The organism is Streptomyces sp. 3N207, assembly GCF_052246355.1.
Taxonomy (GTDB): domain Bacteria; phylum Actinomycetota; class Actinomycetes; order Streptomycetales; family Streptomycetaceae; genus Streptomyces.
Genome location: NZ_JBQQBV010000033.1, coordinates 41,446 through 66,150 on the forward strand (window position 1 = coordinate 41,446; position 24,705 = coordinate 66,150).

Annotated in this window: 30 protein-coding genes; 13 read left to right on the plus strand and 17 right to left on the minus strand. The window is 68.1% G+C overall.

From position 1 onward, the window contains the following. Positions 1–18 precede the first annotated feature (18 nt). Entirely contained in the window at positions 19–528 is a 510-nt protein-coding gene (locus tag ACTWP9_RS33515; protein WP_443250095.1) for a hypothetical protein, read from the plus strand. Between the two features lie 478 nt (positions 529–1,006). After that, a protein-coding gene (locus ACTWP9_RS33520) for an IS5 family transposase (protein ID WP_443250096.1) occupies positions 1,007–1,839 on the plus strand; the annotation gives its coding sequence in 2 pieces (ribosomal slippage) (positions 1,007–1,364 and positions 1,364–1,839; 834 coding nt in all). On the opposite strand, the gene ACTWP9_RS33525 is transcribed toward ACTWP9_RS33520, so the two are convergent. Together ACTWP9_RS33525 and ACTWP9_RS33530 are read right to left on the minus strand one after the other, a co-directional pair. Continuing rightward, positions 1,823–2,869, minus strand: coding sequence for a S66 family peptidase (locus ACTWP9_RS33525; protein WP_443250097.1), 1,047 nt, complete (start codon positions 2,867–2,869; stop codon positions 1,823–1,825). The genes ACTWP9_RS33520 and ACTWP9_RS33525 overlap by 17 nt on opposite strands. Positions 2,870–3,070: 201 nt before the next feature. Then, positions 3,071–3,541 (minus strand): MerR family transcriptional regulator, encoded by a 471-nt coding sequence (locus ACTWP9_RS33530; protein WP_443250098.1) that lies wholly within the window; start codon positions 3,539–3,541, stop codon positions 3,071–3,073. Between the two features lie 28 nt (positions 3,542–3,569). Here ACTWP9_RS33530 and ACTWP9_RS33535 point away from each other — a divergent pair, with 28 nt between their 5' ends. From ACTWP9_RS33535 to ACTWP9_RS33550, 4 genes are all read left to right on the plus strand, one after another. Then, the gene (locus ACTWP9_RS33535) at positions 3,570–4,340 is read left to right on the plus strand and encodes a methyltransferase domain-containing protein (RefSeq protein WP_443250099.1); all 771 of its coding nucleotides are present in this window, start codon (positions 3,570–3,572) and stop codon (positions 4,338–4,340) included. A gap of 142 nt (positions 4,341–4,482) precedes the next feature. Further along, complete coding sequence (locus ACTWP9_RS33540) at positions 4,483–4,866, plus strand: GNAT family N-acetyltransferase (protein WP_443250100.1); 384 nt, start codon at positions 4,483–4,485, stop codon at positions 4,864–4,866. A gap of 556 nt (positions 4,867–5,422) precedes the next feature. Further along, complete coding sequence (locus ACTWP9_RS33545) at positions 5,423–6,094, plus strand: hypothetical protein (RefSeq protein WP_443250101.1); 672 nt, start codon at positions 5,423–5,425, stop codon at positions 6,092–6,094. 529 nt (positions 6,095–6,623) lie between these two features. Further along, complete coding sequence (locus ACTWP9_RS33550) at positions 6,624–7,919, plus strand: hypothetical protein (protein ID WP_443250102.1); 1,296 nt, start codon at positions 6,624–6,626, stop codon at positions 7,917–7,919. A 206-nt stretch (positions 7,920–8,125) separates the two neighbouring features. On the opposite strand, the gene ACTWP9_RS33555 is transcribed toward ACTWP9_RS33550, so the two are convergent. The 7 genes from ACTWP9_RS33555 to ACTWP9_RS33585 all read right to left on the minus strand — a co-directional run bounded on the left by ACTWP9_RS33555 (position 8,126) and on the right by ACTWP9_RS33585 (position 13,135). After that, on the minus strand, positions 8,126–8,578 hold the full coding sequence (locus tag ACTWP9_RS33555) for a hypothetical protein (protein ID WP_443250103.1): 453 nt from the start codon (positions 8,576–8,578) through the stop codon (positions 8,126–8,128). Beyond that, on the minus strand, positions 8,527–9,423 hold the full coding sequence (locus ACTWP9_RS33560; protein WP_443250104.1) for a hypothetical protein: 897 nt from the start codon (positions 9,421–9,423) through the stop codon (positions 8,527–8,529). The genes ACTWP9_RS33555 and ACTWP9_RS33560 overlap by 52 nt, the downstream gene beginning before the upstream one ends. A 204-nt stretch (positions 9,424–9,627) precedes the next feature. Beyond that, positions 9,628–10,791, minus strand: coding sequence for a methyltransferase domain-containing protein (locus ACTWP9_RS33565; protein ID WP_443250105.1), 1,164 nt, complete (start codon positions 10,789–10,791; stop codon positions 9,628–9,630). Beyond that, positions 10,781–10,909, minus strand: coding sequence for a hypothetical protein (locus ACTWP9_RS33570; protein WP_443250106.1), 129 nt, complete (start codon positions 10,907–10,909; stop codon positions 10,781–10,783). Before ACTWP9_RS33570 ends, ACTWP9_RS33565 begins: the two co-directional genes overlap by 11 nt. A gap of 217 nt (positions 10,910–11,126) precedes the next feature. Continuing rightward, a complete protein-coding gene (locus tag ACTWP9_RS33575; protein WP_443250107.1) occupies positions 11,127–11,645 on the minus strand; it encodes a hypothetical protein in 519 nt (172 codons plus the stop codon). Between the two features lie 642 nt (positions 11,646–12,287). Beyond that, positions 12,288–13,010 carry a competence protein CoiA family protein gene (locus ACTWP9_RS33580; RefSeq protein WP_443250108.1) on the minus strand — a complete coding sequence of 241 codons (723 nt, stop codon included), beginning with the start codon at positions 13,008–13,010 and terminating at the stop codon, positions 12,288–12,290. Beyond that, positions 12,935–13,135, minus strand: a complete 201-nt coding sequence (locus tag ACTWP9_RS33585; RefSeq protein WP_443250125.1) for a hypothetical protein — start codon at positions 13,133–13,135, stop codon at positions 12,935–12,937. Before ACTWP9_RS33585 ends, ACTWP9_RS33580 begins: the two co-directional genes overlap by 76 nt. A gap of 506 nt (positions 13,136–13,641) precedes the next feature. Between ACTWP9_RS33585 and ACTWP9_RS33590 the strand changes: the two genes are divergently transcribed. Beyond that, the gene (locus tag ACTWP9_RS33590; protein ID WP_443250109.1) at positions 13,642–13,773 is read left to right on the plus strand and encodes an ATP-dependent DNA ligase; all 132 of its coding nucleotides are present in this window, start codon (positions 13,642–13,644) and stop codon (positions 13,771–13,773) included. 307 nt (positions 13,774–14,080) lie between these two features. Here the strand turns inward: ACTWP9_RS33590 and ACTWP9_RS33595 are convergent, their stop codons facing one another. The 3 genes from ACTWP9_RS33595 to ACTWP9_RS33605 form a co-directional block, all read right to left on the minus strand. After that, positions 14,081–15,346, minus strand: coding sequence for a DUF6973 domain-containing protein (locus tag ACTWP9_RS33595; RefSeq protein WP_443250110.1), 1,266 nt, complete (start codon positions 15,344–15,346; stop codon positions 14,081–14,083). A 19-nt stretch (positions 15,347–15,365) separates the two neighbouring features. Continuing rightward, the gene (locus ACTWP9_RS33600; RefSeq protein WP_443250111.1) at positions 15,366–15,596 is read right to left on the minus strand and encodes a hypothetical protein; all 231 of its coding nucleotides are present in this window, start codon (positions 15,594–15,596) and stop codon (positions 15,366–15,368) included. Positions 15,597–15,657: 61 nt separating this feature from the next. After that, positions 15,658–15,882 carry a hypothetical protein gene (locus ACTWP9_RS33605; RefSeq protein WP_443250112.1) on the minus strand — a complete coding sequence of 75 codons (225 nt, stop codon included), beginning with the start codon at positions 15,880–15,882 and terminating at the stop codon, positions 15,658–15,660. A gap of 398 nt (positions 15,883–16,280) precedes the next feature. On the opposite strand from ACTWP9_RS33605, the gene ACTWP9_RS33610 reads away from it, so the two are divergent. Beyond that, positions 16,281–16,682, plus strand: coding sequence for a hypothetical protein (locus ACTWP9_RS33610; RefSeq protein WP_443250113.1), 402 nt, complete (start codon positions 16,281–16,283; stop codon positions 16,680–16,682). A gap of 266 nt (positions 16,683–16,948) precedes the next feature. Here ACTWP9_RS33610 and ACTWP9_RS33615 read toward each other — a convergent pair whose 3' ends face one another. The 3 genes from ACTWP9_RS33615 to ACTWP9_RS33625 all read right to left on the minus strand — a co-directional run bounded on the left by ACTWP9_RS33615 (position 16,949) and on the right by ACTWP9_RS33625 (position 19,171). Then, the gene (locus tag ACTWP9_RS33615) at positions 16,949–17,287 is read right to left on the minus strand and encodes a hypothetical protein (protein WP_443250114.1); all 339 of its coding nucleotides are present in this window, start codon (positions 17,285–17,287) and stop codon (positions 16,949–16,951) included. A gap of 509 nt (positions 17,288–17,796) precedes the next feature. After that, positions 17,797–18,615 carry an SGNH/GDSL hydrolase family protein gene (locus ACTWP9_RS33620; protein WP_443250115.1) on the minus strand — a complete coding sequence of 273 codons (819 nt, stop codon included), beginning with the start codon at positions 18,613–18,615 and terminating at the stop codon, positions 17,797–17,799. Then, positions 18,602–19,171, minus strand: a complete 570-nt coding sequence (locus ACTWP9_RS33625) for a PadR family transcriptional regulator (RefSeq protein ID WP_443250116.1) — start codon at positions 19,169–19,171, stop codon at positions 18,602–18,604. The genes ACTWP9_RS33620 and ACTWP9_RS33625 overlap by 14 nt, the downstream gene beginning before the upstream one ends. Before the next feature lie 86 nt (positions 19,172–19,257). Between ACTWP9_RS33625 and ACTWP9_RS33630 the strand changes: the two genes are divergently transcribed. Then, positions 19,258–19,689: a nuclear transport factor 2 family protein gene (locus ACTWP9_RS33630; protein WP_443250117.1), complete on the plus strand. Its 432-nt coding sequence runs from the start codon at positions 19,258–19,260 to the stop codon at positions 19,687–19,689. 200 nt (positions 19,690–19,889) lie between these two features. Here the strand turns inward: ACTWP9_RS33630 and ACTWP9_RS33635 are convergent, their stop codons facing one another. Further along, positions 19,890–20,180 (minus strand): hypothetical protein, encoded by a 291-nt coding sequence (locus ACTWP9_RS33635; RefSeq protein ID WP_443250118.1) that lies wholly within the window; start codon positions 20,178–20,180, stop codon positions 19,890–19,892. Between the two features lie 300 nt (positions 20,181–20,480). On the opposite strand from ACTWP9_RS33635, the gene ACTWP9_RS33640 reads away from it, so the two are divergent. After that, positions 20,481–21,332 carry an IS5 family transposase gene (locus tag ACTWP9_RS33640; protein ID WP_443250119.1) on the plus strand — a complete coding sequence of 284 codons (852 nt, stop codon included), beginning with the start codon at positions 20,481–20,483 and terminating at the stop codon, positions 21,330–21,332. A gap of 47 nt (positions 21,333–21,379) precedes the next feature. Here ACTWP9_RS33640 and ACTWP9_RS33645 read toward each other — a convergent pair whose 3' ends face one another. Next, positions 21,380–21,745, minus strand: coding sequence for a hypothetical protein (locus ACTWP9_RS33645; RefSeq protein ID WP_443250120.1), 366 nt, complete (start codon positions 21,743–21,745; stop codon positions 21,380–21,382). Between the two features lie 804 nt (positions 21,746–22,549). On the opposite strand from ACTWP9_RS33645, the gene ACTWP9_RS33650 reads away from it, so the two are divergent. From ACTWP9_RS33650 to ACTWP9_RS33660, 3 genes are all read left to right on the plus strand, one after another. Continuing rightward, complete coding sequence (locus ACTWP9_RS33650; RefSeq protein WP_443250121.1) at positions 22,550–22,804, plus strand: transposase; 255 nt, start codon at positions 22,550–22,552, stop codon at positions 22,802–22,804. Beyond that, a complete protein-coding gene (locus ACTWP9_RS33655; protein WP_443250122.1) occupies positions 22,798–23,418 on the plus strand; it encodes a transposase in 621 nt (206 codons plus the stop codon). Before ACTWP9_RS33650 ends, ACTWP9_RS33655 begins: the two co-directional genes overlap by 7 nt. Positions 23,419–23,718: 300 nt before the next feature. After that, positions 23,719–24,524, plus strand: a protein-coding gene (locus tag ACTWP9_RS33660; protein ID WP_443250123.1) for an IS5 family transposase whose coding sequence is annotated in 2 segments (ribosomal slippage) — positions 23,719–24,067 and positions 24,067–24,524 — 807 coding nt in all. Because the reading frame shifts where the segments join, the coding sequence is not laid out codon by codon here. The last annotated feature ends 181 nt before the right edge of the window (positions 24,525–24,705 follow it).

Here is a 24,705-nt window from a genome sequence, read left to right on the forward strand (position 1 = left end):
GCCCCGGAGGGCAGACGGATGACTGCCCTCGAGATCCGCCCGCAGCTGACGAAGGGCTCGGTGGTCATCGACACCGCAGCTCAGCGCATTGGCGAAGTCGCCCAGGCGGCGGAAGCAGGGACCTTCTACTACTATCTGCGCCCCGTTTGGGGCGGCCTTGAGTGGGAGGCGAAGGGCAGCAGCCTGGTGCTGGCGCCCGACCCGATGGGCATATTGGCCCGCCTGTCGACGTCCCGGCACTACGCGGACTCCACCATCACCGTCCTGGTGCTGATGGCCGAAGCCACCTGCACGGTCAAGGACCTGATGCAGCAGGCAAACAAGCTGGAAGCCCCCAAGAGGAAACACCGCCTCAGGAGGGCTTGCATGGCCATGTCGTCTCACATGGATGACCTTCACAGCCGCAGGAGGGCCGGGTACCGGCCGACCGACGCACGCCAGTTGGCGCAGCGGCTGAGGGAGCTGCGCACCCACCTCCCCACAGAGCAGCAGAAGCGCAGTCTGCTCCTCTTGGGAGACCCCCGGTGAGGGCGCGCTGCCGCGTCCGGTGAACCTGGCCGCCCCGTGCTGCCCGCGCCGGCAGTTGAGCCGAGGCGGCTGTCAGAACGACTTCCTCGCCCGATGCGACCTCCGCGCTTGCATGCCGCGGGAGAGTCCCGGGCCGGGGAAGCGGCGCCGCTCACCCCGTGCGCGCGCAGCGCGTGGAGCAGCGCCCCGGCCACCCTTGACCGGGGAGAGAGGGCGGCCGGCCCCCCCCACCGCATGAGAGGACTGACGTGTCTACCCCACCCCGCGCCGTGCTCCGGCGCCCGCCGGTCGTGTTCCCCTCGGCTGTCATTACGGCCGCCGCGCCCGCTGCCCTGCTGGCAAAGCGCAGCGAGACCGACGCGGACTCGATCGCCCGCACGCGTGCCCGGCAACGCAGCGAGCACCGCGCCGCCTTACCGGCCCTGGATGAGGTCTTAGACGCCGTTTCCTTTGGTGCGTGGCGGTTGTTGGACACGTCATGACGGATCTGTTTGAGCGGCTGGTGCCGGACGAGTTATGGGTGCTGTTCCGGCGAGTGGTGCCGCCGACGGAAGTGAAGCGTCCGCAGGGCGGGGGTCGGCGCCGGGCAGGTGACCGCGAGGCCCTGGCTGCGATCATCTTCGTCGCGACCTCGGGCTGTACGTGGCGGCAGCTTCCACCCGTCTTCGGGCCGTGTTGGCAGACGGTCTACCGGCGCTTCGCCCAGTGGAGCCGGGACCGGGTCTGGGCCCGGCTCCATCGCGTCATCCTCGACGAACTCGGCGTCCGCGGTGAGCTGGACTGGTCGCAGTGCGCGATCGACTCGGTCAGCATCCGGGCGGCAAAAGGGGGCCGCTGACAGGACCGAATCCGACCGACCGCGGCAAGAGCGGATCGAAAATCCACCTGATCACGGACCGCAACGGACTGCCTCTGTCGCTTGGCATCTCCGGCGCCAACATGCACGACAGCCTTGGTCTTCGGCCGCTCGTCCGCGGCATCCCGCCCATCCGCTCCCGGCGCGGCCCACGCCGCCGACGCCCGGCCAAGCTCCATGCCGACAAGGGGTATGACTACGACCAGCTGCGCAGATGGCTTCGCCGACGCGGCATCCGCCAACGGATTGCCCGTAAGGGCATCGAGTCCTCCACGCGACTGGGCCGTCACCGCTGGGTGGTCGAGAGGACCGTGTCCTGGCTGGCTGGATGCCGACGCCTGCACCGTCGGTATGAGCGCAAGGCCGAACACTTTCTCGCCTTCGTCGGCATAGCCGCGGCCCTTATCGGCTACCGCCGACTCACAAGTGAGACGAGTGTCAGTAGGTCACGCTGATCTTCCGTGCGGGGCCGTCCACGTGCACCACACCGCCGTAGGGTATGACCAGCTGTGGGTCGGTGTGGCCGAAGTCGACGTCGAACACGGCCATGGTGTCCGGAGCATATGTCGCAAGCGCACGCAGCACTGCATCGCGCTGCTCGGCTGCGTAACGCTGTCTGGCTTCGGCGCTATTGGGCTGCTGGAAGGACCATGCCTTGGCGCGGCCCATCATCAGCGCGGGGAAGCGGGCCAGCAGGCCCCGCTCGCCCATGCTGCGCAGGATGCGGAACACCTCCTCCGCCTGGGGCATCTCTTCGGAGGTCTCCAGGAACAGAACACAGCCTTCGTATGCGGCCGGGTCGCGCTCAACCTCGCGGTCGGCCATCAGCAGCCAGGAGAGGACCTCCAGGCTGCCGCCCCAAGAGCGGCCCTCGACGATCCACTCGGGTCGGTGCCAGATCCAGCCTCCGGCTGGTTGTGACTGCGGCTCGGCGTCGAAGGTGGCCGGGTCGGCCCAGTCACGGGCGGTGTCACGGTAACGCTCGGCGGGGCGGAGCTCATACGGGCCTGAGGTGAACAGGGCCGTTCGTACCGAGTCGGCGGTCATGGGGTGGAGAGAGTGCGGGCGGCCGATTTCGTTCATCACACAGGCGCCGTGGTAGCCGACGATGCCCAGATTGCGGAGGAAGAGCAGCAGGTTGGTGTTGTCGCTGTAGCCGAAGAAGGGCTTGGGGTGGGCGCGGATCAACTCCCGGTCCAGTAGCGGAAGCACGGTGATCTGATCGTCACCGCCAATGGTTGCCATCACCGCCTTGGCCGTCGGGTCGGCGAACGCGGCGTGGATGTCATCAGCACGCTCCTGCGGTGTCGATCCCATCTTCCGCGTCGCCGGGTACTCCACCGGCTCCAGGGCGAACTCCTCACGCAGCCGCCTGAGCCCCAGCTCGTACGGGAGTGGGAGAACGCCCGCGAGCCCCGAGGAAGGTGAGATGACCGCTATGCGGTCGCCGGGCACAAGCTTGGGCGGATAAGCAGCTGACCTCATGCGGCTGACAGTAGAGGCACGACTGCCTCTTGATCACCTCGGTATCACCATCTGTGAGGCATTCCAGGCACACGAGCGTGGAGTCACCGGCGCAAGCCACCATCAGAAACAACCTTTAAGGTCGCTACTGCGCGTCGGCCGGTTCCGGCTCGTCGTTGGTCGCACCCGTATACCCCTCGCCCGGTCCACGCCAGTCTGTGCTCAATCGTCCCGCGAAGCAGGCGGGTTCCCGCCTCGCGCCCGCCCGTGCGCCAGCACTCGAGGGCCGACGCGCTCGGTGATGAGCCGCTGGTAGTTCGGGCACTGGGCGACGTCCTCGTGTGTGCAGTTCAGGCCGCCCTCGATGAGCTCCAATGAGACCTGGGCCGCCGCGATTCTCGATCGGAGGGTCTCGGCCTCGTGACGCAGGATCATGTGCCGGGTGGCGCGGTCGACGGTGGCGGACAGGCTCCTGATGGTGTCCAGGCTGAGGCCGGCCTCCTTGGAAAGGAGGATGATCGCCACGCGGGCGAGGTCGTCCGCACCGTAGCGGCGGCGCCCGCCCGCGTCCCGTCCCGGGTGCAGCAGGCCCATCGACTCCCAATGCCGCAGGACATGCGTGGCCAGGCCGAACCGTGCCGCAAGGGCGCCGATGCTCATCACGGCGGCGCCGCTGTCTTCGCTTGACTTCACGCCGACATTAAGTCGCAGCCTGGCGTCCATGTCCAGAAACCACAAAGCGGTGGACGAACACCCCGACACCCAGGCCCTGCTGGCCGTCCTCGACGCGGCGGACCAGATGCCGAGCGCCACCCGGCTGCGGGCCCGCTCCTACGAACTGCTGTCTCTTGTCCCGGGCTCGACTGTCGTGGACATCGGCTGCGGCGCCGGACGCGCCGTCGCCGAGCTGGCCGAACGCGGCGTCCACGCGGTGGGCGTGGACCCCGACCCGTGGATGCTGACCGCGGCCCGGGAACGGTGGTCGGCGGCCGAGTTCCACCAGGCGGGGGCGGAGGATCTGCCGTTCGCCGACAAAAGCGTGCGCGGCTACCGCGCCGACAAGGTCTTCCACGTACTTCAGGAACCAGGGCGCGCGGTGGCGGAGGCCCGGCGCGTCCTCACCCCGGGCGGCAGGATCGTCCTGGTCGGGCAGGACTGGGACGCCATCATGATCGACTCGGACGATGCGGCGCTCACCCGCACGATCGTGCATGCTCGCGCCGACCTCCTGGGCACTCCCCGAGCCGGCCGCCAGTATCGCAACCTTCTCCTGGACGGCGGCTTCGACGACGTCACCGTCGAGGTGCACACCAGCGTGTTCACCGACCCCGCGAAGCTGTCGCTGCTCACCAGGCTCGTGGAGCCGGCCTGCACGAGCGGTGCCGTCGGTCGTGATCAGGCCGACGAGTGGCTCGCCGAGCAGCGTCGGCGCGCCGAGGCCGACTGCCTTCTCATCGCCATTCCGTTCTTCGTGGCCGCCGCCTCCGCCTGAGGGCTGTCCGGCCACCCGCGGATGCGCTTGGGTGCCGCCGGCCACGAGGGCTCTGCCGTCCTCGTCGGCCCTGACGGCCTTCGCCTGCTGCACTCCGCCGCCTGCCCCCCCGCCGTGAGCATCACCAGGCCTGGGTCTTCAGTTGCGGGAGTGGGATGATGCCGATGCGCCGGTGATGGTGGAGTTGTTCGACGAACCCCAGGTCGACCAGTGGATGCCCCTGCACCACCCGTTCGATCTGGCCGCCGCCCGCGCCTACCTGGACCGCACCCGTCGTGCCGAGGGCCGCAGCATCCAGTTGGCCATCACCAGCGATGGTCATACCGCGCTCGGCGAGATTCTGTTGCTTTTCGCCGGCCCCGACGGGCGCCGGCCGGGCGGCCCGTACGCCGAACTGGCCTACGCCGTCGGCGTCCGTCATCGGCCCTACGTGCAGCCGGTCACCGAGCTCATGCGGGCCGAGCCCGTGGCGCAGCAGTGGCGGGAGGACCTGGCGTGGCTGGCCACGCACTGCCCGAGCTGGTGAGCGAGTGGACCAACTCCCCTGGTGGGCAGCTCAGTCTCGGCTCGGACGCGGCATCCAGGCGCCGAAGCCCGCCGACCCGCCTGCGCGCCTTCCCCCGCCTGCGCGCCGCAGGTGCCCGTCCTGCTCGGTCGGGCTCTTGCGAGCCCGGAGAGGAACCGGCAGGTCAGTCATCCGATCGAGTGAAGAAGAATGAGACGTTCCCGGCCCTCCGGCCACCGTCCCCGCAAACACACGCCATGGCTGTTCATCCGCTGATCAGCGGCTTCCCCGACGGCCGCCAGGCCAACACAGCGCAACCTGCGCCCAGTTATCAGCAGAGCACCCCTGACCTGTGCTCACCCCCAAGGCACGCTGGGGCGGAGCGGCGGTGCAGATCCGCGGCGGCAGTACCTGCGAGGGCGAGCGCGGGCCGGCTGGGCAGGAGCGACAGCCAGAAGATTGAATGGCTAAATACTCCCCTTGTTCTCATATCACCAGCCTACGTCGTGCATGGCATGGGCAGGCAGGTGTGCATCTGTTCTGCCGCAATCAACGAGAAAGGATCGAAAGAGGTTCTATGCACTCTTCCTCCCGGCACCACGAGCCGTCGCCCGCCGCCGCCCTCCCACGTCAACGGCGGTCGTGGCGCCGTACCGCCATCGCCGCAGCCGCAGCCTGCGTTGCGCTGGGCGGCCTCCTGGGCACTGCGCCGTCCGCCACCGCCGCCACGGCCGACGACACCGGCGAGATCCGGAACGCGAGCACTGACCGGCACATCGGCACCTACGGCAACTACGGCCAGGTACTTGCCGCGTTCACTGATGCGCACTGGCCGGCCTCGACCGACAAGAGCTGGAGCTTCACCCCACGGGATTACGGCAGGTACTACAGCATCAAGAGCACTACCAAGGGGACCTGCTGGACCCACAGTCCGAAGCCGGCGGCCGGTGGTGACTGGGACCGCTACGGCCCCTGGGTCGTCACGCTGTCGCCATGCAGCCCGACCGCCACGAACCAGCAGTTCTCACTGCGGGCGGCGCCCCGTGGCGCGCCGCACAGGACAGTCACCATCCATCCCCGGGACGCCATGAACACCCTCCTTCGGCGGACCACCCCGAACGGCGAAGGCCCCAACCACTGGAACGCTTTGAGCCTCGAGACGCCTCAGGGCACGAACGAGGAGTACTGGCGTGTGCCGGTTCCGCCCAACGACTGGGGCCCCGCATCCTCCTCCCGCACCTCACCATGACGATTCGGGGACGGCCTGATCCCTGAGCGCCGGAGCAGGCAGGCCGGTCATCGGCACCGAAGGTGCGACACCAGCGGCTTCCTGGTCGGCCCGGAAGCCGCTTCTCCGGCAGTCAGCCGGGCACCACAACTGCCAAGCAGCAGCCCACACCGGAATGAGTCATCCTGGTGCCGTCGGCGAAAGGCATCCAGCTCGATCGCCTCCAACCCAAGCATCAGCGGCTCATCCGAGTTCGCGCTGCCCAGGACCGCCATCGGTATCTGCCGCCACTCGACCCACACGCACACCCCCTCACTGCGACCCAACTCATGTGCCACCAGCCGGGTTGCCGCACACGTGCTCGCCAGCATTGCCGTGCCACCACGGGGGCGCGCGCAGCTGCCCGACCTCCTGAGCCAGTCCTGCTCAGACAAGGGCTGTCTCATAGCCGCCGCGGCCAGGGGAAGCTACGGTCACCTCTTTTGAAAGTGACCCACCCCGGAGGACAAACGAACTCGATCGACTACCAACCGCGACGAAATGGGGGAAGATGGCCCGCCAGCCGAACCCGGACCTCACCAACACTCTGACGATGCTCCACACCGCCGTCGTGCACACAGACAAGAACTTCCGGGACGCGCTAGACAAGAGCGTCGAGAAACTGGAGTCGGCCAGCCGGGATGCCCACAGCAAGACAGCCAAGGAGGTCGTCGACGAGCTCAACCGGATGCGCGCGAACTTTCGCGAGGTCTACAACAAGCTGAACTCCAACGGAGAGGCGCTCAACACCGCCGTCCACGACGTCGTCGCCCAGCTGCGAACCGAACTGCGTGAGGTCCGCGGCGTGCTCGCGGACCTCACGCCCGGACCGCCCCCGCTCACCAGCCCGCCCTCCCCCGCCTCGGCCCTCCAGGAGGCATCCGGTACCGAGGGCGACCACACCGGTCCCGCACTTGCACCAGTCACCACCACCACTGAGCCCGACGAGCTCCCGGAAGTGTCCGCTCTCCATGCCGCGGTCCCGGAGCAGCGCGCCGCCGATCATGACTCCTCGTCCAGCCCAGCGCTGTCGGCCGACGCGGTCCGCCAGGCCGTCCGCGAGGTCCTCACCGAGGAACTCGCCCCCGCGCTCACCGCACTCACCGCCCCGCACAGCAATGACGACGGCCCGGCTAACGAGCAGCAGGACGTCCCGGACCGGCTGCGCGAAGCGGCCGGAGAGGTCAAGAAGGAGCTCAGCACCGCCCTGGAGGAAGCCCGGTCCGCACTCGCCTCCCTGCAGCGGGAGATCGCGGACCTGCGCACCGCCGTGGAGGAGCTGCCGCCCCGGCCCAGCACCGCCGCCGATACTGCGGCCGCCGAGGTGAGCGCGGAGCACAGCGCCCTGCTCAAGACCGCGGCCCGCGTCTCCTCCGCCAGCCTGCTGTGTCACCGTGACACCTGGGAGTTCATCACCGCCCATGCCGGACGGCACCCGCACTTCCGAGTGCCGCCGCAGGTCGCCGACGAGGGAGACGAGCGGATCCGCGCCGCGCTCTCCGGCCGCTCCCTGATCGCCCTGCTGATCAGCCTGCACTCCATCAAGCACACCGCTAGCGACGGCGACGGTGACCAGGAGCTCGCCGCCACCCTGTATGAGCGGATCGAGGAGAGCCTGACCGGCCTCACCCCCAGCGGCAAGCCGGTCACCATCACCCTCGACGACCGCACCCTCCCCACTCCGGACACCCTGGCCGCCGAGAGCGGCACCGAGCCCGACGGCGAGCCGAAGAACACCAGCACCCCACCGGCCTCCACGGAGCAGGACACAGGCCCGGGCGAGGAGGTCGGCGCCGCCGCTGCGTGAATGGCCCCGGCGCGGCACCCGGCACTCCGGCCGGGTGCCTGACGCTGCCAGACCCTGTGTCCGGGTTGTGGGCGTCAGTCGAGCCGGATGCACAGCTCCTACCGCCACACGTGTGGCCGGCTCGTTCGAGCTACCAGGGACAAACCCAGGGTCTTCGCGCCCAGGTACCCACCATCAGTGAGCACGGCCGCGCCACGGATTATGTGTCATCCGTCGCGCAGCGCTTCGAGTTCCTCCCGGGTGAGGGTGAAGGGCGGGGTGCGGTCCTTCCAGCCTTCTTCGGTGGCGCGGTCCAGGCCGGCCGGGGGCCGCTGGGCGTCGAACCCGGGCCCGGCATGCGTAATGTCCTTCAACAGCAGATCGATGAGCCGGGCCAGCGCGGCAGGGCCTCCGCCCGCGTAGCCCCAGGTGTAGCTGGCGCCGGTCTGTGGTGCCGGGAACACGGTGTTGTCCTTTGTGGTCACCCATACCGAGCCGTGGCCGCGGCCGATGGTCAGCGCGGCGAGCGGTGAGAGCGTGGGCAGCCGATGCGGGGCAATGGTCTCGATCGTCTCGTCACCAATGCGCACGGCGGGCATGCCGGTCACCGGGTCGACGAGGATGTCCTTCACCGATTCGTCGCCGAGGTCGACGGCGAGCGCGGTGCGAGGCGCGGGCATGAGCCGGGATACCCACTGCCCAGCCTGCGCGCAGGAATCCGGGTCCACGGTGACCTTGCACGAGCCGGGGAAGTACGTGGTGTCGCCCAGCATGTGCCCGATGTGGGCGCATTCGGCGGCGAGTGTGTCGGTGCGGGACAGGATCGCCTGCCATCCGTCGCGCAGGATCTCTTCGGCGACCGGCTGCGGCGGGGGTGGCATGAGCGGGCGGGCGGCAACCGCGATCGAGGCGTACTGTCGCTGGTGTCGACGTGTTCGTTGATCTCCCTGCGCGCGTCTTCCGCGCTGTCCCATACGGCTTCGCGTGCGAGCGCGAGCGCGGCCACGGCCGCGTGGGAGCCGTCCGGCTCCTGGGCGGCCAGGCGTAGCAGTGGCGCCGGGTCCGGGACGACGACGGCCGGCACCGTCACGGTGGCCGCTCCCGGTCTCCAGGCCATCATCAGCTCGGGATCACGCAGATTCCCGTGCCAGTAGGGAGCGGGCATGCCGAGCAGCTGTTCCAGGCGGCGCCAGGTCGTGCCGTAGTACTCATCCGGGCCCGCCGCGTCGATCGCCTCCAGGCTCGGGCCGTGCGGGATGTTGTAGTCGGGTTCCACCACGGCCAGGGCCACCGCGTCGTCGGCCAGCTCACGCAGCAGAGCATGGCCCGGGAACGTAGTCCCCATCTCCCCGCGCACCGTGTGGGCGAGCACAACCTCTCCGAGCTGGGTATCCCACCGGTACAGCACCCAGCCGGTGCGCCGCTGGGCTCCCATGAACCGGGTGGGCCGGGTGGCCACCGCGTTCGCGTTCCACAGCAGTTGCTGCGGAACCGCCTCCGGCTTCTCCGAACGTCGAAATGCCACCAGCACTCCCCTCCCGCCGTGTTACTGCCGCCTGTGCACGCTAGTCCCGTACGCCACCAGGGAGTTGACCGTTCATGGTCTCCGTGCGCGGCACGACTCAATCGCGGCCTGACAGGACTCGATCCTTCGCCGCGCTCATCGCGATCTCCTACATGCAGGATTCCGGTGAAGGACTCACCGAGCCGTACGGCGGCTTCATCACAGCTAAACGGTCGCTCGTGTTGTCGCGACCGCTTCCTTCAGCGTCCAGCGAGGGCCGGTGTCCGGGTCCCGCACCCAGGCGTACTGGTCGCGTTCGGTAACGGTCACCCCGTACTCGTACAGCTCCGGGGACCCGTCGGCCAGCCAGGCATCCCAGGTCTTGAGAAGTTCGCCGGCCAGGCGGCGGGAGCCGCCTTCCCGCACCAGGAGCGTGCCGGGTCCGGTGGCGGTGAGCGACGCCCACGCGCGGCCGGCGTCGTCATGCAGCCAGGCGTTGCACCCGTCCGCGTCGACGGCGGTGTGCACCCGCAGCTCGGGCAAGGCGACACGGAGTGCGAACTTCAGGTGCCAGTCCCGGTGCAGCGGCAGCAGATCGCGCACGAGGTGGTACTCGTGGGCGAGTTCGTGGCGTTCACGCAGCTGCCGGAACTCGGGGCGCCGCGCCGCGTGGGCGCGGGCGGGCATGAACTGCGCCAGGCCCCGTACATGTCCGCTGGCCCTCCGGCCGTCGTCGGAGACGGTGAGCGCCACGTGCCCCAGGCGGCCCCAGGGGGTGACGATCCGCCCGCCGGGCCGGGTCTGGGCCACCCAGGCGAAGGGGATGGTCTCGACCGCATAGGTGGACAGGATCCGGTCGTACGGGCCCGAGTCCGGGCAGCCGATCGCGCCGTCGCCCCGGCACACCGACACCTGGGCCCCGGCCCGTGCGAGGGACTGTTCGGCGCCGGCGGCGAGTTCGTCGTCGAGCTCGACGCTGACCACGCATCCGGGGCCAGCCCGGTAGACGAGCAGGGCAGCGTTCCAGCCGGTTCCCGTGCCCAGCTCCAGCACCCGCTGGCCCGGCCGCACACGCAGCGCGGCCAGCATGTCCGCCACCACGGCGGTACACGAAAGGCTGGAGACCGGAACACCGTCGTGCAGGCGGGTGATGGCCGCGGCGTGCGGGTCGCCGTACACCAGCCCCGCCCACCCCCCGGGGTCCCGGTCGCGATCGACGGGCCGGTAGGCGTGCCCGTCCCACTGCCAGAGCCGGCTGGGCGCGAACGCGTGCCGGGGCCGGGCCTCGATGGCCTCGCGTACCCACCGGGTCCGGGGCCACAGGTCCTGCCGGTCCATCTCCTCCAACTGGGTCCGGAGCGCGGCGTGGAGGTCAGGGTCAGTCGTCATCCTCGTCCCGCCGGTGCTGGCCGCCGGAGGGCGGCTGCTCGCGCACCTGCCCGTCGGCGTTGTCCGGCGGCGGGGTTCCCGAGCCCGGGTCCGGCGGCGGCTTCTCGTGTCGTCCCACACCCGCTCCCTCACCTCGACGGCGACCTGCCTTCATCAATGGTGCCGTCCGGCGGCCAGGGGCGGTAGACAGCGCTCGGCCTGGGAACGGCACAGACCGACCGAGCTGTGCGCGGCTTTCAGGCCCAGCGAAGGTCGAGTTCCTTGGTCCCCCTCGACTCGCCGTAGAGTTGGTTACCTGGACCAGCACCCAAGGTTCACGGTTTCCGAGAGCGGGGTCAGGGCCACCTCTCCTGGGAGGCGATCCACTCCCGACGGGCGTAGGCGCGGACCGCGTCGCGCTGCGCCTCGGTACAACCGTCCTCAAGGGCCGGAGGGATGTCACCGGTGAAGCTGGCGCCGTACTGCAGGTCATGCAGCGCCAGCTCGCTGGCAACGTCGGAGGTGTCGGTGCACAGTTCATCGGCCCTGTCCGGCCCACCTGGCTCCTCCTGGTACGGACGGGGCAGGTAGCCGCCGGGCGGGTGGCACAGCGCGAGCACGTCCAAGACGACCGCCGTCTCCAGCAGGTCGCTGCGGCACTCCATCGCCTGCATCCGCACCTCGTCCAACACCCGGCTCTTGTCGCCGCGTTCGTACGCGGTGGCCAGGACCTGTCGGTCCAGGAGCTGGGTGTAGAGCAGGCTGGGGATGAGCTGGGCGATGCGAACCAGGTGCTCTCCGTACACGGCTTGTGCGGCCCGGCTGGTCGCCCAGCCCGGCCACGGCTCACCCGGAGAAGCTCGATGTGCGCTCATGCCGAGGGAAGCTACCGACGCTCCGTTGATCACGGAGCCGAACAGTAGAAGACGTAGCGGGGCGCCGCGCCAGCCGCTGAGCAGCACGCCCCAGAGCATGCACCCAACAAGGGCGACGGCGTAGGTAGCGGCGGCTCTGCGCAGCGAGCTTTCCGGCTCAGGTAAGGGCCCGCCCGCGTGGTGTACAGGAGACGCAGAGGGGGTTACCTCCGCGGCCATATCGGAGCGTCAGTTTCTGACATGACGCGCAGGGTCCGATCTGTGTGACCGTGCAGCCCAGTCGTGCGGCCACCGTCGCACGCTTTTCTGGCGTGCGGTTCATTGGTCCAGTGGCGCGCAGCGCAGGCGAGAGCGTTGGCTGAGGTTTCGCGGTCGGGCGTGCCTGTGCAGTCTCGGTGGGTGGCACTTTGCCTGGCCGTTGCGGAGGAACAGGTAAGGGCCGTGCCGCTGGGGCTGCGTGCCGGGTCGGTGGGGTGGGCGTGGGAAGGGTGATGCCGGCGGGGATGAGCATGTCGGTGTTGCGCGTGCTACTTGGCCGCTCTTTTTGTTCCAGCCGCTCTTGATAGGAACAGTCACGGCTGAGCGGGCGGCCTTCAGGAGCTTCGGCTTCTTGGTCGTCAACGGTGCCGGGTTGGGGTTCGGTCAACTCGTCGCTGGTGGTCTCCAGGTACTTCTCGCGGTCCTGAGCGGTGACCCACATGTGATAAGGGCGGCGGCGGCAGGCTGGGCGGGTAAGTAGAGGGGGACGTAGTCGCCTGCCGCTGTCTCAGGGATGAGGCGGTCGAGGTGGATGCCGAGCGTAGGCGCCCAGGTGCCGTGCCACTGGTTGCAGCGTCCGTAGCCGCGGTCGGGACATGGCAGGGGGTTGCGGCTGTCGCACCGTTTGAGTTTCAGCTCCTTGACTCCGCCACGCATCAAGAGGGCGTTGCCGCTGGAGAACGCCTCCAGCGGCAACCTGTCGATACGGGCCCACGGCGTCCGCTCGATGAGTGGCGCGCTCTTGTCATCGGTGGTCCACAGCGGGCGAAGCCCATCGGCTCGGGCGATGTCGGTGCATTTGGCCACGGCCCGAGCCGTTGCGTAGGACAGCTGGATCTCGCACCCGAGCTGGATCCCGTTCTCACCCTGCACGAGGACATCCGTTCGCCGGCGCCCGTCTGTAGCACGGGCTTCGAGCTCAGCAGGGAAGCCGGCGCGTTCAGCTGCCGTCGCGATCCGCTCTTTCAATGCTCTGTGACGTGGACTTTCCGGAGCAGTGGCGTGGCGTACCGCTGCGCTGTAGTGCACCGCTACGGGCCGCCCCTCTGCAGCCGCAGGAACATCCACTGTGGGCAACCAGGATCGTTCTCCCGGCACTCCCGACACTCCAGATCGCCCTTGACGGTCTTGCCGTACAACGACTCCCACAACATCCGGTCTTCGCGGACGGTCAGGTCCAGTTCGTCGAGGTTGATTTCCCCGTGCGTCTTGTGAAACACCCCATGCGCCATGCCTACAAAACTACGAATCGCCACTGACAATGCACACTGAGTGAAGTGAGGGCGTATGGTTCCTCCTCGGGCTACCACTGGTCGGGAACCATCAGGCGTCGGGCGGGCACGCGAGCCGGCGCGCCGCCTTCACCTCCCACTCCCCCAGATGCGCTGACACAAGGCGGAGTGGGCTGCGGTCGGGGTGGAAGGCGTGATGATCAAGCCATCCGCCGGCGCCTACCGGCCCGGAGAGCGGGGAGGCTGGCAGAAGCTGCGGTCCCGTACCGCGCATGGCGCGGTGATCGGCGCCGTCACCGGCCCTATCACCATGCCGACCACTCTCCTGCTGGCCCGCTACGACCAGGCCGGCCGCATGCGCCTGGTCGCCCGCAGTGCCCCCCTGCCCACGGCGCTGCGACAGCAGATCGGCGGCATCCTGGGCCTGGCCCCGCGAGGCCACCCCTGGCGGGAGATCACCTTCTCCGCAGGCTGGGGCACCCGCGAACGCGCTGCAGCACCGGTGCGTGAACCCGACCGTCGTGGTCGAGTTCGAGGGCGACGCCGCCGTCGACGCCGGCCGGTGGCGGCACGAGGTGCGCGTCCGACGGCTACGCCCCGACCTGGCCCCCGACGAAGTGCCCACCTTCGGGAAGTAGCCGCGCGCCGCAGCGATGTCGGGTGGGATTCAACGGGTAAGGCCGGCTTCCCCATGCAAGTCGGGCTCAAGCGACAGGACCGTGTCGGGTCGCCGGCTTTGGCGGCCGCCAGGCGATCGCTGCCGCGTGCAGCACCGGCCACTCCACGGTCGGCCAGGCCATCACGCCGGGTTCTTGATCGGCCCAGCCATCTGCATCTGGTCGTCCAGGCGCCGGGCGAGCCGGTTGGCGAGGACCTGCGGCGTATCCGTACGGCCGGTGAGCCCGACCGCCCGAGTAATTTTGCTGCTGGCGCCGAGTCAGTTATTCAGCTTCCGCTGTCTTCACCGACTGCCGAGCCGCCACCCAGGCTGCTGGACTTGTCGGGTTGCCCTCCCTCGGGAGGTCGGAGCTTGGGTTCGCCGGTGTCGGGGGAGCTGATCCGGTCGCTGAAGGTGAGACGGCCTCCGCCGTGGTCGACTACGACCGTGTCGCCGTCCCGCACGGCTTTTTCCACCAGGTCGGCGAGTTCTTCCTCGCTCGCGTCGGGGTGGTCCTGGGCGATGCGTCTGCCAAGTTCGTTGTTGTAGAGGTCCATGGCTTCGCGCTCGGGGTGGTTGCCGGGCCTGGCCTCGTGGGTGGTGGCGTACTTCTCGGTCCACTGGGCGCCGTACTTCTTCGTCATCAGCGCGTTCCAGTAGGTGTGGTGGAAGGCGTCGTTGTGGTTGTCGTTCAGGTCCGGCTTGCCGTTTCGTATTTCGGGCGCGAACCGATCGTCGGCGGTGTCGAACGCTTTGCCCTGTACGTCTTTGAAGTCTTTCAGGCCGTTGAGTCCCAGCCCGTCGAGTATGTCCGCCTCCTGCGCGGTGACACTCTCGTTCATGTCCAGGACCAGGGCGCCTGCGTGCAGGATCCAGTTGCGGGGGTACTCGACCAGGCCGCCCGGGTCGGGGTCGACCTGATAGTCGCGCAGGATCCGGTCCAGGTCCTGCCGGGTTCCCGGGGGCGTGTACTCGACTTTGTCGGGGTTGAATCCGTGTGCTCCGGCCGCGCGGCTGCCGGGGGGTTCGACGGCGGCGATGAGGGTCTTCTTGATCGTGGTGTCCGTGTCGTTGACGGCTTCGACGGCCGTGTCGATGCGGGCCTGCCATTTCGCGACCTCTTCGTCGAGGGCCTCGGCGTAGGTGTGGTCGGGCCCTCTGGCCAGGCGTTCGCCCTCGTTGAGTTTGGTGGTGTCGAGCGTGACCCGGCCGTCGCCGTCCACAATTTTCCTGTCCTCCTCAGCGGCCTTCACCCGCCTGCCGAGGGTCCGCTTCCTGTCTGCCAGGTCGTCGTACGCCTTCATCAGCAAGGTGGCGATGTTCTGTGCCTGGCGCTTGGCATCGCTGAACTGGCCCGAGGAGATGCGGGCGACCTCGTCGTAGCTCACTTCCGCCAGGCCCGCCCAGGAGCTTCTGGAGACCTGGCCGCGCACGCGGGCGTCGTAGTCGGTGCGCAGCTCGCCGAAGCGCTTGCCCATGCGCCGGAAGGCCGCTGCGGCATCCTCCAGTTCGGTGGCGTCGGCGTTCATGATGTCGCGGAAGGTGAGCGTCATCGCCCGGGTTCACCTGCCCTTATCCGGCAGGCCGCAGGCCGGTGGGCTCGTTGCGGGGAAGGGTGGGCTGGTAGGGGTCCGAGCCGGTCACGAAGGAGTTGCGCACGAGACCGTCCCGCGTCTGGAAGAGCACCCGCACTCCGCGCAGCGCGTCCCGTTCACCCTGGAGGCGCTGTTCGAGGTTGCGGACCTGCTTGCCCCACTGCCGCAGCACGTGCTCGACACCCTGCCAGGCCTCCCAGGTCTGCATCGTGCCGCCGGGGCTGCGCGCGCTCGCTGCCCAGCATCCCCGGTTCGGGGCCCTCGGACGGCTACCCGGCCATGCGGCCCGCACTGCGCAGGTGCGGCAGCAGTTCCTCGTCGACGTACTTCGCCGAAGCTTCCTTCGCCGCAGGGTCCGAGGCCAGCCGGTCGGCTCCACCGGGCCCGGTGCCCCCGCCGCCCTCCGGAGCTGCGGAGTCGAGCCGCATCCGCGCGTCGTGCCCCTCCTGCGCCCGCGAAACCAGCGCACCCCACTCCGCCTTGAACGAGTCCAACGTAAGCCCCCCAGCTCACCATCCGTGACGTTCCGTGACGTGGGCATGGTATCCCCGCACCGGTCGAACAGAACCTGCTGCCCCAATAGCACCGATGTGCCTCCCGGACCCTGACAGGAAGAGCTCCTGAGAAACGGTCCATGCGCGGGAGCCGGAGGCCTGTCACGGTCGCAAGCGTGCCGTCGCGCCGAGCGACCGCGCAGAATCGGGCCGCGACGAGGGGCGTCAGTGGCTACGCTGAGCGTGAGCGTGTAAGGCGCGTTACAGGAGCCTGTCCGCACCGACCGTCTGTCGCATCGCCGACGAGGTGAGCCGTCGAGGAACCGATTCCGGGCATGAGGCAGGTGCGCACCGCGCATCCGGGCGCGGGAAGCACTCGGCGGGGAGGAAAAGTGGCAATGACCAAGGCCAGAGCAACCGGAGGAGGACGAATATCGCAGCGGTGGAAGCTGCTGACGGTGAACCTCGTGCTGTGGTCCATCCCGGCGTTGCTGCTCCTGACCTCGATCGTCGTGGTGCTGGTGCCATTCCGCGCGAACGAGGATCCCGCCGACCCGACTGCGACGGTGCGGGAAGAGTGCGGATCCCTCCTCTCCCCCGGCACGCTCAAGACTGCCTCAGGGAACCCCTATCTCACGCCCGTATGCGAACACGCCCGGAGTGCCCGGTGGGACGGAGCCAGGCAACTCATGGCATGGGGGGCCGGCACCGCCGTACTGAGCGGCGTCATACACGTGCAACGACGGCGCCGCTGCCGGAGCGGACCGGCTGCGGAGCTGCGGCAGATCCGCAGCAGTTGAAACACCGGATGTGCACGTCAGGACCTCCCCTACCCGAGCAGGCCTGTCTCGTAGGAGAGGGCTTCTTGAGAACGGGCGTCGAAGGACAGGGAGCTGACGACGCCGAGGCCGGGCGTGCGCCTCTCCGCCGTCGTTGGCAGCAATCCCCCCACGCGCGGGAACCACAAAACTAGCTGCCCGGCCACACGTACGCGATCAGCCGCTGCTCCCCGGGCCTGCCGGGACAGTTCCGCCGCGCCTTGAGGTTCGGGATTGCCAGAAGCGGGTCAGGGCCACCTCGGAGGCAATCCACTCTCGACGAGCGTAGGCGCGGACTGCATCGCGCTGTCCTCGGTACAGCCGTCCTTGAGGGCCGGGGGGATGTCGCCGGTGACACTGGTGCCATGCTGCAGGTCATGCAGCGCCAGGCCACTGGCGGCGTCGGAGGCGTCGGTGCGCAGTTCATCGGCCTTGTCCGGCCCACCCGGCTCTTCCTGGTACGGGCGGGGCAGGTAGCCGCCCGGCGGGTGGCACAGCGCGAGCAGGTCCAAGACGACCGCCGTCTCCAGCAGGTCGCTGCGCTCTCCTGCAGACGCAGTGGCCTCCAAGGGCAGCAGCGCCAGCACTAACCCCCTGCTATGGCAAGGCTCTTGATACCGGTCCTTCCCACGGTCCCTCCCTGGTGAATAGCAGTGTCATCACGGCGACGCGGACCTCCCGCGGGGGTGGCACCTTCAGGTGCGTTCATCCCGCCAGGAGTGGTGTCGCTCTGCACCAAGACTCAGTGGCAACAGCGACCCAGACAACGAGGAAGCGCTGTCCGGGACAGCCTCATCGCTGTCCCGGACAACGCTGAGGCTGTCCCGGCTGGTCACGGCAGTACGCCCTGATCTTGAAAGACACGGCAACCAGGCTCCAAGGAGGGCGTTGCATCTGGCATTTGACGGGCTTCGTGTCGGTCCCCGAGCTGACCCCTTCATCGGAGGACATATGTAGGCGCGGGGTCTTCCGACCGGCCGCGGGCATCGAGAGCGCACTGCGACTCGATGTGCGGGGGGCTGTCCCCTTCAGGGCACCCCGGCCTTCGGCTCCTGCCCCGCCCGCTTGGGCGCCTCCTTGGAACCCCACTTGGGTATTACGAAGATTCCCGTTGGCCGGTGTCTGCCGGGGGGACGTGTGTGGCGTTCAGGGGCAGGAGCTGGGGGCGTTTTGCGGTCCGGCCGTCGCCGGAGGACTGGCCGAGCAGACGGCGTCCGAGCCAGGGGCCGAGGAAGGCGGCTGTCCAGCGCAGTTCGGCTGCTGCGGCTTGCCAGCCCGCGGGGACCGCCTGTGGCGGCAGGGGTAGTGTCCAGGCGTCGTTGCTTCCGGGCAGGTGGATGGCTTGGGCGAGGGCTGCGGCGATCCGCTCGTGGCCCAGGGGGCTGGCGTGGAGTCGGTCTGCGGTCCACAGCCGTGGGTCGGTGGCGACGGCGTGCCGGGCGGTTTCCGCGACCGCGACCCCGTGACGGGCGGCCGCGGCGCGGATACGGATATTGAGGTCGGACACGCGGGATCTGAGGGGCCGGGCAAGAGGCGCGATCTTCCCCACGTCGGGGAAGGTCAGTGTCACCACGTGGGCCCCTGCGGCCGTGAGCGCGGCGAATATCGCTTCCAGGTGCCCGGCCACCTGTGCGGCGTTGAACCGGGGCCGGAGCAGGTCGTTGACCCCCGCGACGACGGTGGCCAGGTCGGGGCGCAGGGCCAGGGCAGGCCCTAGCTGTTCAGCGCGGACCTGGTCGGCGACACGTCCTCGCACGGCGAGATTGGCGTACTGAAGCCCCGGGCTGACGGCTGCGAGGTGCTCGGCGAGCCGGTCGGCGAAGCCGCGTAGGCCCACGGTGTCGTCCCCGTCGCCCAGCCCTTCGGTCTGGCTGTCGCCCAGGGCGACGTAGCGCAGGTATTCACCGCTCGGCATGAGTCGTCTGCCTCTCCCGCAGGACAGCTGCGATCCGCAGGCACCAGTCCCGGTGCTCCTGCTCAAAGGCCAGGCCCCGCAGGCATGTCAGGTACGGCCCGATCCGCTCGCCTCGGCGTAGGAACTCCTCTTCGTCTGCATCGCCGCGCATCTGCCTCAGCAGCTTGCCGAGAAGTTCGATCTTGGCCTCGGCTGCGGATGCCCGCTCTTCGAGCTGCTCGATCACCGGCGCGGTGCCGATGCGGTCGGCGACCTGGACCTTGACCAGCAGGTCGTCGCGGATGAACGAGGGCTTCGATACGGCTGCGGCGAACTCTTCCAGCTCGGCACGACCGGCGTCGGTGACGTGGAACAGTCGCTTGTTGGGCCGGGTCTCCTGGATCACCTGCCGGCCCGCGACCAGCCCTTCCTTCTCCAGCTTGGCCAGCTCGGCGTACAGCTGCTGGGGCAGGGCGTGCCAGAAGTTCGCGACGCCGACGTCGAACGCCTTCGCCAACTGGTATCCGCTGTACTCGCCGTCCAGCAGCGCCGCCAGCACGGCATGTCGCAAGGCCATCGAAGCAGCCCCTTCCCTTTTCCTCGTCCGCCACTGCACCATACTCAAGGATATGACTAGTCACATCCTTGAGTAGGAGGAGGGTTATGGAGGCTGCCGAGCACTTCCGCGCCGCAGTGGAGAAGGGCGAACTCGCCGCACTGGGCGACCTGTTCACCGAAGACATCCGCTTCTACAGCCCGGTGAAGTTCACACCCTTCGAGGGCAAGCCCATGGTGCTGGGACTCTTCGGCGTCCTGCTGCGCACCTTCGAGGACCTCCGCTACATCGGACACTTCGAGGGCATGGCCGAGACCAGTACCGATCGCGAACAAGCTCCGTCGGTGATCCTGCCCTTCCGGGCCACCGTGCACGGCAAGCAGATCCACGGCATCGACATGCTCCAGTTCGACGAGACGGGCCGGGTCAAGGAGTTCACCGTGATGGTTCGCCCCCAGTCCGCTGTGCACGCCCTGGGCCAGGCGGTACTTGCCGGCCTGGTCGCCGACGGCCTCATGCCCAAACCCGTCGACCACTAGAGGGGCCACAAGACGGGATCAGGCGATCTGGCCGCACCGACGTCTGGACGACCTCGCCACGGACGAGACGAAAGAGCAGGAGGAACGAGCGGATCCGACAGCGCACCGCCGAAGCGGCACGGAGCCTCGCGCAGCATGGCCGTCAGCAGCTGGGGAAAGTCGAAGACGTACTCAACGACCGTCGCCGGCGCCTGAAGCACTCATGGCCAGACGGTGGCGGCCGCGGGCCGGAGATCCGCCCACTCGCGCAGGGTGCGGATGACCTTGTGGGCAGGCACCGTGATGCTGCCGGAGGCCTCTGCCAGGAGCCGTGCGTATGCGGGGTCATCGAGCACAGCGGTGACCGAGTCGCCTTTGTGATAGTTGACGGCCAGCAGCAGCCCGTAGCCGGTGTCCGTGCGATCCAGGTCGGCGCCCCAGCAGAACTCCCGGTAGGCGTCGGCGTCCATGGTGGCGGGTGTTGCGAGCGCCACCTGGTAGACAGCGATCAAGTGGTCCCCTCCGCACTGGCGTCCGGTGGAGAGAGCTACCCGAAGTCGCCGACACTGTGCACGGGGAGCCGGTCTGAACTGGTTTGCGAATGTGCCCGTCGCTTCACCTGGGGTCGCGCAGGGCTTCACAAGATGCCCCGCGCCGAGCGCGGACGGCGGACCATAAAGAACTGTCATCAAGCTTAGAGCGACCGGCGGTAGGTCGCGACAGACGGTCTGTGTTCTGGGGTGGCAGCGGAACGGGCACAGGACCTACGCGATCATGGAGTTCTCTACGCTATGTGACCGTGAAGGACGACTGTGCCCGCACTGCCATCATGCCTGCTTGAATCTGCCTGGGACCAGTTCAGTGCCCTGCTGCCCGATCGGGCCGAGTTCGACCCGGGTCATCCGCTCGGCTGCCATCGGCGACGCATACCGGACCGTGTCGTGTTCGACCATGTCATACAGGCGCTGGTCCATGGCTCCGGATATGAACGGGTCTCCTCGCCCGCATGCTCAGACCGGGCGATCCGACGTCGCGTCAAACTATGGGCTGACTTGGGGATCGTCCAGGTCCTGCATCAGATCACCCTGGAGGCATACGACCGCATGATCGGCCTCCGCCTCGATGAGGTCTCGGTTGACGGCTGCATCACCAAGGCTCCGTGCGGTGGGGAGAAGGCAGGCCGCTCGCCCGTTGACCTGGGGAAGCGGGGACTGAAGCGCTCGGTCGCATCGGACGCGTGCGGGGTCCCACTGGGGATCGTGTCCGACGGCGCGAACCGGCACGACTCGTGGCTACTCGGCCCTACCCTGGCAGCGGCGAAAGAACAGGCCGGTGCAATGCCGGAGACCATCAACGTCAACCTCGACCGCGGCTACGACAGCGCAAAGTCACGTGTGCTCATCGACGATTTGGGCTTCTCGGCCGAGATCGCCTGCAAGGGCGTGCCTGCCCCGGTGCAAGCCGGCAAGCGCTGGGTGGTGGAGCGCACGCACTCGTGGATGAACGACTACGGCAAGCTACGACGCTGCACCGAGAGGAGCGGCAAGGTCGTGGAGTTCTACCTCCACCTTGCCGCCACTCTCGTTACGCTCCGCATGCTCATCCGCCGCGCAACCCGCCTCTACCGCTGGGATGAACGCCCTACCACCCGAAGGCTCAAGTAACGTTCTACTGTTGCACGCACGGACCCCGGTTTGGGGGCGAGAACGTATCAGCCCCTCTCTGTGGGATCAGGGTCCGGATAGATCTCGTATGGCTGGTCGGTAAGATCCCCCTCCACCCACACCTGCATCCCGTAGCCAATCGGCGTATCGGGGTACAGGAGAGGCAAGTTGCTCTGAGCGTCGGAAAAGTCTTCTTGAGTGGCCAGAAGCCGCAATTCCTCGCCATGTTGTAAGACCACACCGGTCAGGGAAGCCGGGACCAGCTCATCGAAACGGGCCCAGTCGATCAACACCTGTCTCGTGCCTGCATCGTCATGATTCGAGATGAGGGAATGCAGATCGACGTGTCCGACACGACGCCCGCTTTCAATCAACCAGAGGTCAGCCGTCTGGTCGAGATGTGCGTCGACCATGTCCGGATCGTCGTTCTCAACGAAGATGTTCCGCAGCAGGAAGCGGATGTGCTCACGGTCTCCGTAGACGAAGAAGACGCTCCAAGCTATCTGAGCGTCATTTGCGGTCTCGAGTACGTAGCAGCTTCGGCCCTCAAGCTCGTCTGGTGTTGGAATGATCCCACCTCGTTTTCACCGGTCAGCGTTACCCACAAGCATTGTGTCAGGCCCAGAAACGCCGACCAGGGTCTGCCGATCGAGTGCATCACCACCGACGGTGGCGACGGGAAGGCCCACATGAGCGCCGAGCTCGCAATCACCAGCGCTCCCACATACCGTGCCCCGAGTCGTGGCGGCCCAGCAGGTGGGTATCCACGTGCTCGGGCAGCAAGGCCGTGATGGTCCCACAGAAGGTCAAGCAGGCATGATGGCAGGACAGGCACAAGCCTCCGGCAATCACTGAGCGTAAAGAACTCCGTGATCACCCGGCTTGTGCCTTCTCCACATCCGGGGTACCACCTCGACCACCGGTGCACGCCTTCCGCCGGGCGCTCTTAGCTATTGGCCTGCTGCTCGCCGGGCTGCGAAGTTCCGCCGTTGCCGCTCGGCCGCCCGGAGCATGTCTGCCCTCTGGGAAGTCCTAGTGCCTGGGTCGGGACCCTCAAACGCGAACCACCGACTCCCGGTCCTTCCTCACCCACACCGGGCTGACCATCCACCCACCACCCACAGAACTAGCGAAAAACTCAGTAGAGGGTGTCTGAAAAGCCGGTCAGTGGGCATGTGGCCTGGTAGCGGGGCGGATGCGCACTCTCGGGGGCTGGGGTGGCCGGGCTACGTACCCGTTATACGACGGATCTGTCCGATCCGGAGTGGGAGATCCTTCGTCCGCTGGTGCCGGCGGTGAAGCCGGGCGGACGTCCCGCGAAACACACACGCCGCGAGATCATCAATGCGCTGGCCTACTGGCTGCGGGCGGGCTGCGCTTGGAGACTGCTGCCGCACGACCTGCCGCCCTGGCAGACGGTGTATCACTACTGCGCCAGTGGCGACGGGATGCCGTGTGGGAGCGGATGCTGACCGCGCTGCGCGAACGTGAGCGGGTGCGGCTCGGGCGGGAGCCCACGCCCAGCGCGGGCGTCGTGGACAGTCAGAGCGTCCGGGCCACCGAGCGCGGCGGCCTGCACGGATACGACGGAGCCAAGAAGGTCAGTGGGGTCAAGCGCCATCTGCTGGTCGCGACACCCTGGGCACTGTCCTTCTCGCCTGTGAGCCCGGCCAGCGTCGGTGACCGGGACAGCGCCGTGGTGTTGTTCTCCCGGGCCGACGACGCCTTCCCGCGTCTTGGGCACGTCTGGGCGGACCAGGGCTACCGCGGCGCCGACTTCCACACCTGGATCCGGGAGACCACCGGCATCACCGTGGAAATCGTGCAGCGCCGCGATGGTGGCTTCCGTTCCACCTGGGCCCGGGCGGACGCGCCAGCGCGCGAGGTGCCGCGAATCGCGGCTGTCCCTCGCCGTTGGGTGGTCGAGCGGGCGTTTGCCTGGCTCGGTCGCTCCCGCCGCCTCTCCAAGGACTACGAATTTCTTGCGCGTCAACTCGGAGAACACCATCTACCTGGCCATGGTCCTGCTCCTCCTGCGCCGTCTCGCAAGATCAGCCCGCTGACCGGCTTTTCAGACACCCTCTAGCCCAGCATGGTTGCTCTTGCCGCCCGCTTGAGATCTTGCTCAGCCACAAAGTGCCCATGCTCTTCGACCAGGCCACTCTCCATGAGCGCGGCGACCTTCTCAGCCGCAGCCTGCCGCACGGCCTCGCGCAGCGGTCTCTCCGACGTTCGAGCTGTAGGCGCACCAGCGTCCGTCACATACGGCGGCGGCCTGGGCCTGGGTTTTCACCCCACTGTAGAGGGTGACTCCGTTGGTGGTGCTGAGGCGCTTGACGCCTGCTAAGACCGTGTCCTATGTGGTGATCACTCGTTGCCTCCCTGCATGGGGAGGGGAACTTGGAGTTGGATTGTTCCGGACGGGTTGTGGGAGATCGCGGAGCCGTTGATCCCGCCGTCGAAGGTGCGGCCGCAGGGTGGCGGAACGCAGGACACACCAGATGAGACGGTGTTCGCAGCGATCGTCTATGTGCTGGTCAGCGGTTGTGCCTGGCGGTCGTTGCCGCCGTGCTTCGGGATATCGAAGTCGACAGCTCATCGTCGGTTCGTGATCTGGTCGAGAGCGGGCGTCTGGGGCCGGCTGCATGAGGCGGTGCTGCACCGGCTCGACGACGCCGGCCTCATCGACGTCACCCGCGTCGTCCTCGACTCCGCCCATGTGAGGGCGAAAAAAGGGGTGAACACACAGGTCCGAGCCCCGTGGACAGGGGCAGGCCGGGCTCCAGGATGCACATCCTGTCGGACGCGAACGGGCTGCCCCTCCTCGCTGGCGTCTCCGCTGCCAACGTCCACGACAGCGAAGGGCTGAAGCCCATGGTGGCGGGTCACCAAACGAGACACGACCCTGACCGGGGCCGGTACTTCAAGCCGAAGCGGCTGCACGCCGACAAAGCCTACGACCGGCCCGACCTGCGCAGATGGCTGCGCGGCACACGCATCGCACGCAAAGGCATCGAGTCCAGCAAGCGATTAGGGCGTCGCAGGTGGGTCATCGAGCGCACCATGTCCTGGCTGACCGGCTACCGCAGACTCAACCACCGCTACGAACGCGACCCGGGCAACTACCTGGCCTTCCTCGGACTCGCCGCCGCCCTGTGCTGCTACAAACGACTCGTCCGCCTCACCACATAGGACACGGTCTAATACTGCAACGACACTCCGTGGTGTCCTCTGCGTCTGTAATGGCTGACGCGGGCTCGGGCTTGACTTCTTCTTCGCCATAAGGACCAAGCGAGTACGTGCTGGATGCTGTGACGGGCGGGAAAGAGGACTCGGTTGAACAGTCGCCGGGCCTCGTTCATGGTCACGGGTA

What these genes read in the sequence shown, in the direction of transcription:
- ACTWP9_RS33535 (WP_443250099.1), top strand. Translation starts at nt 3,570, where the DNA reads ATGTCCAGAAACCACAAAGCGGTGGACGAACACCCCGACACCCAGGCC.
- ACTWP9_RS33645 (WP_443250120.1), bottom strand. Translation starts at nt 21,745, where the DNA reads ATGGTCGACGCACATCTCGACCAGACGGCTGACCTCTGGTTGATTGAA.
- ACTWP9_RS33655 (WP_443250122.1), top strand. Translation starts at nt 22,798, where the DNA reads ATGCTGACCGCGCTGCGCGAACGTGAGCGGGTGCGGCTCGGGCGGGAG.
- ACTWP9_RS33585 (WP_443250125.1), bottom strand. Translation starts at nt 13,135, where the DNA reads ATGGCGCATGGGGTGTTTCACAAGACGCACGGGGAAATCAACCTCGAC.
- ACTWP9_RS33595 (WP_443250110.1), bottom strand. Translation starts at nt 15,346, where the DNA reads ATGACGCTCACCTTCCGCGACATCATGAACGCCGACGCCACCGAACTG.
- ACTWP9_RS33555 (WP_443250103.1), bottom strand. Translation starts at nt 8,578, where the DNA reads ATGCCCGCGCCTCGCACCGCGCTCGCCGTCGACCTCGGCGACGAATCG.
- ACTWP9_RS33525 (WP_443250097.1), bottom strand. Translation starts at nt 2,869, where the DNA reads ATGAGGTCAGCTGCTTATCCGCCCAAGCTTGTGCCCGGCGACCGCATA.
- ACTWP9_RS33515 (WP_443250095.1), top strand. Translation starts at nt 19, where the DNA reads ATGACTGCCCTCGAGATCCGCCCGCAGCTGACGAAGGGCTCGGTGGTC.
- ACTWP9_RS33545 (WP_443250101.1), top strand. Translation starts at nt 5,423, where the DNA reads ATGCACTCTTCCTCCCGGCACCACGAGCCGTCGCCCGCCGCCGCCCTC.
- ACTWP9_RS33610 (WP_443250113.1), top strand. Translation starts at nt 16,281, where the DNA reads ATGACCAAGGCCAGAGCAACCGGAGGAGGACGAATATCGCAGCGGTGG.
- ACTWP9_RS33550 (WP_443250102.1), top strand. Translation starts at nt 6,624, where the DNA reads ATGGCCCGCCAGCCGAACCCGGACCTCACCAACACTCTGACGATGCTC.
- ACTWP9_RS33630 (WP_443250117.1), top strand. Translation starts at nt 19,258, where the DNA reads ATGGAGGCTGCCGAGCACTTCCGCGCCGCAGTGGAGAAGGGCGAACTC.
- ACTWP9_RS33620 (WP_443250115.1), bottom strand. Translation starts at nt 18,615, where the DNA reads ATGCCGAGCGGTGAATACCTGCGCTACGTCGCCCTGGGCGACAGCCAG.
- ACTWP9_RS33600 (WP_443250111.1), bottom strand. Translation starts at nt 15,596, where the DNA reads ATGCAGACCTGGGAGGCCTGGCAGGGTGTCGAGCACGTGCTGCGGCAG.
- ACTWP9_RS33575 (WP_443250107.1), bottom strand. Translation starts at nt 11,645, where the DNA reads ATGAGCGCACATCGAGCTTCTCCGGGTGAGCCGTGGCCGGGCTGGGCG.
- ACTWP9_RS33565 (WP_443250105.1), bottom strand. Translation starts at nt 10,791, where the DNA reads ATGACGACTGACCCTGACCTCCACGCCGCGCTCCGGACCCAGTTGGAG.
- ACTWP9_RS33625 (WP_443250116.1), bottom strand. Translation starts at nt 19,171, where the DNA reads ATGGCCTTGCGACATGCCGTGCTGGCGGCGCTGCTGGACGGCGAGTAC.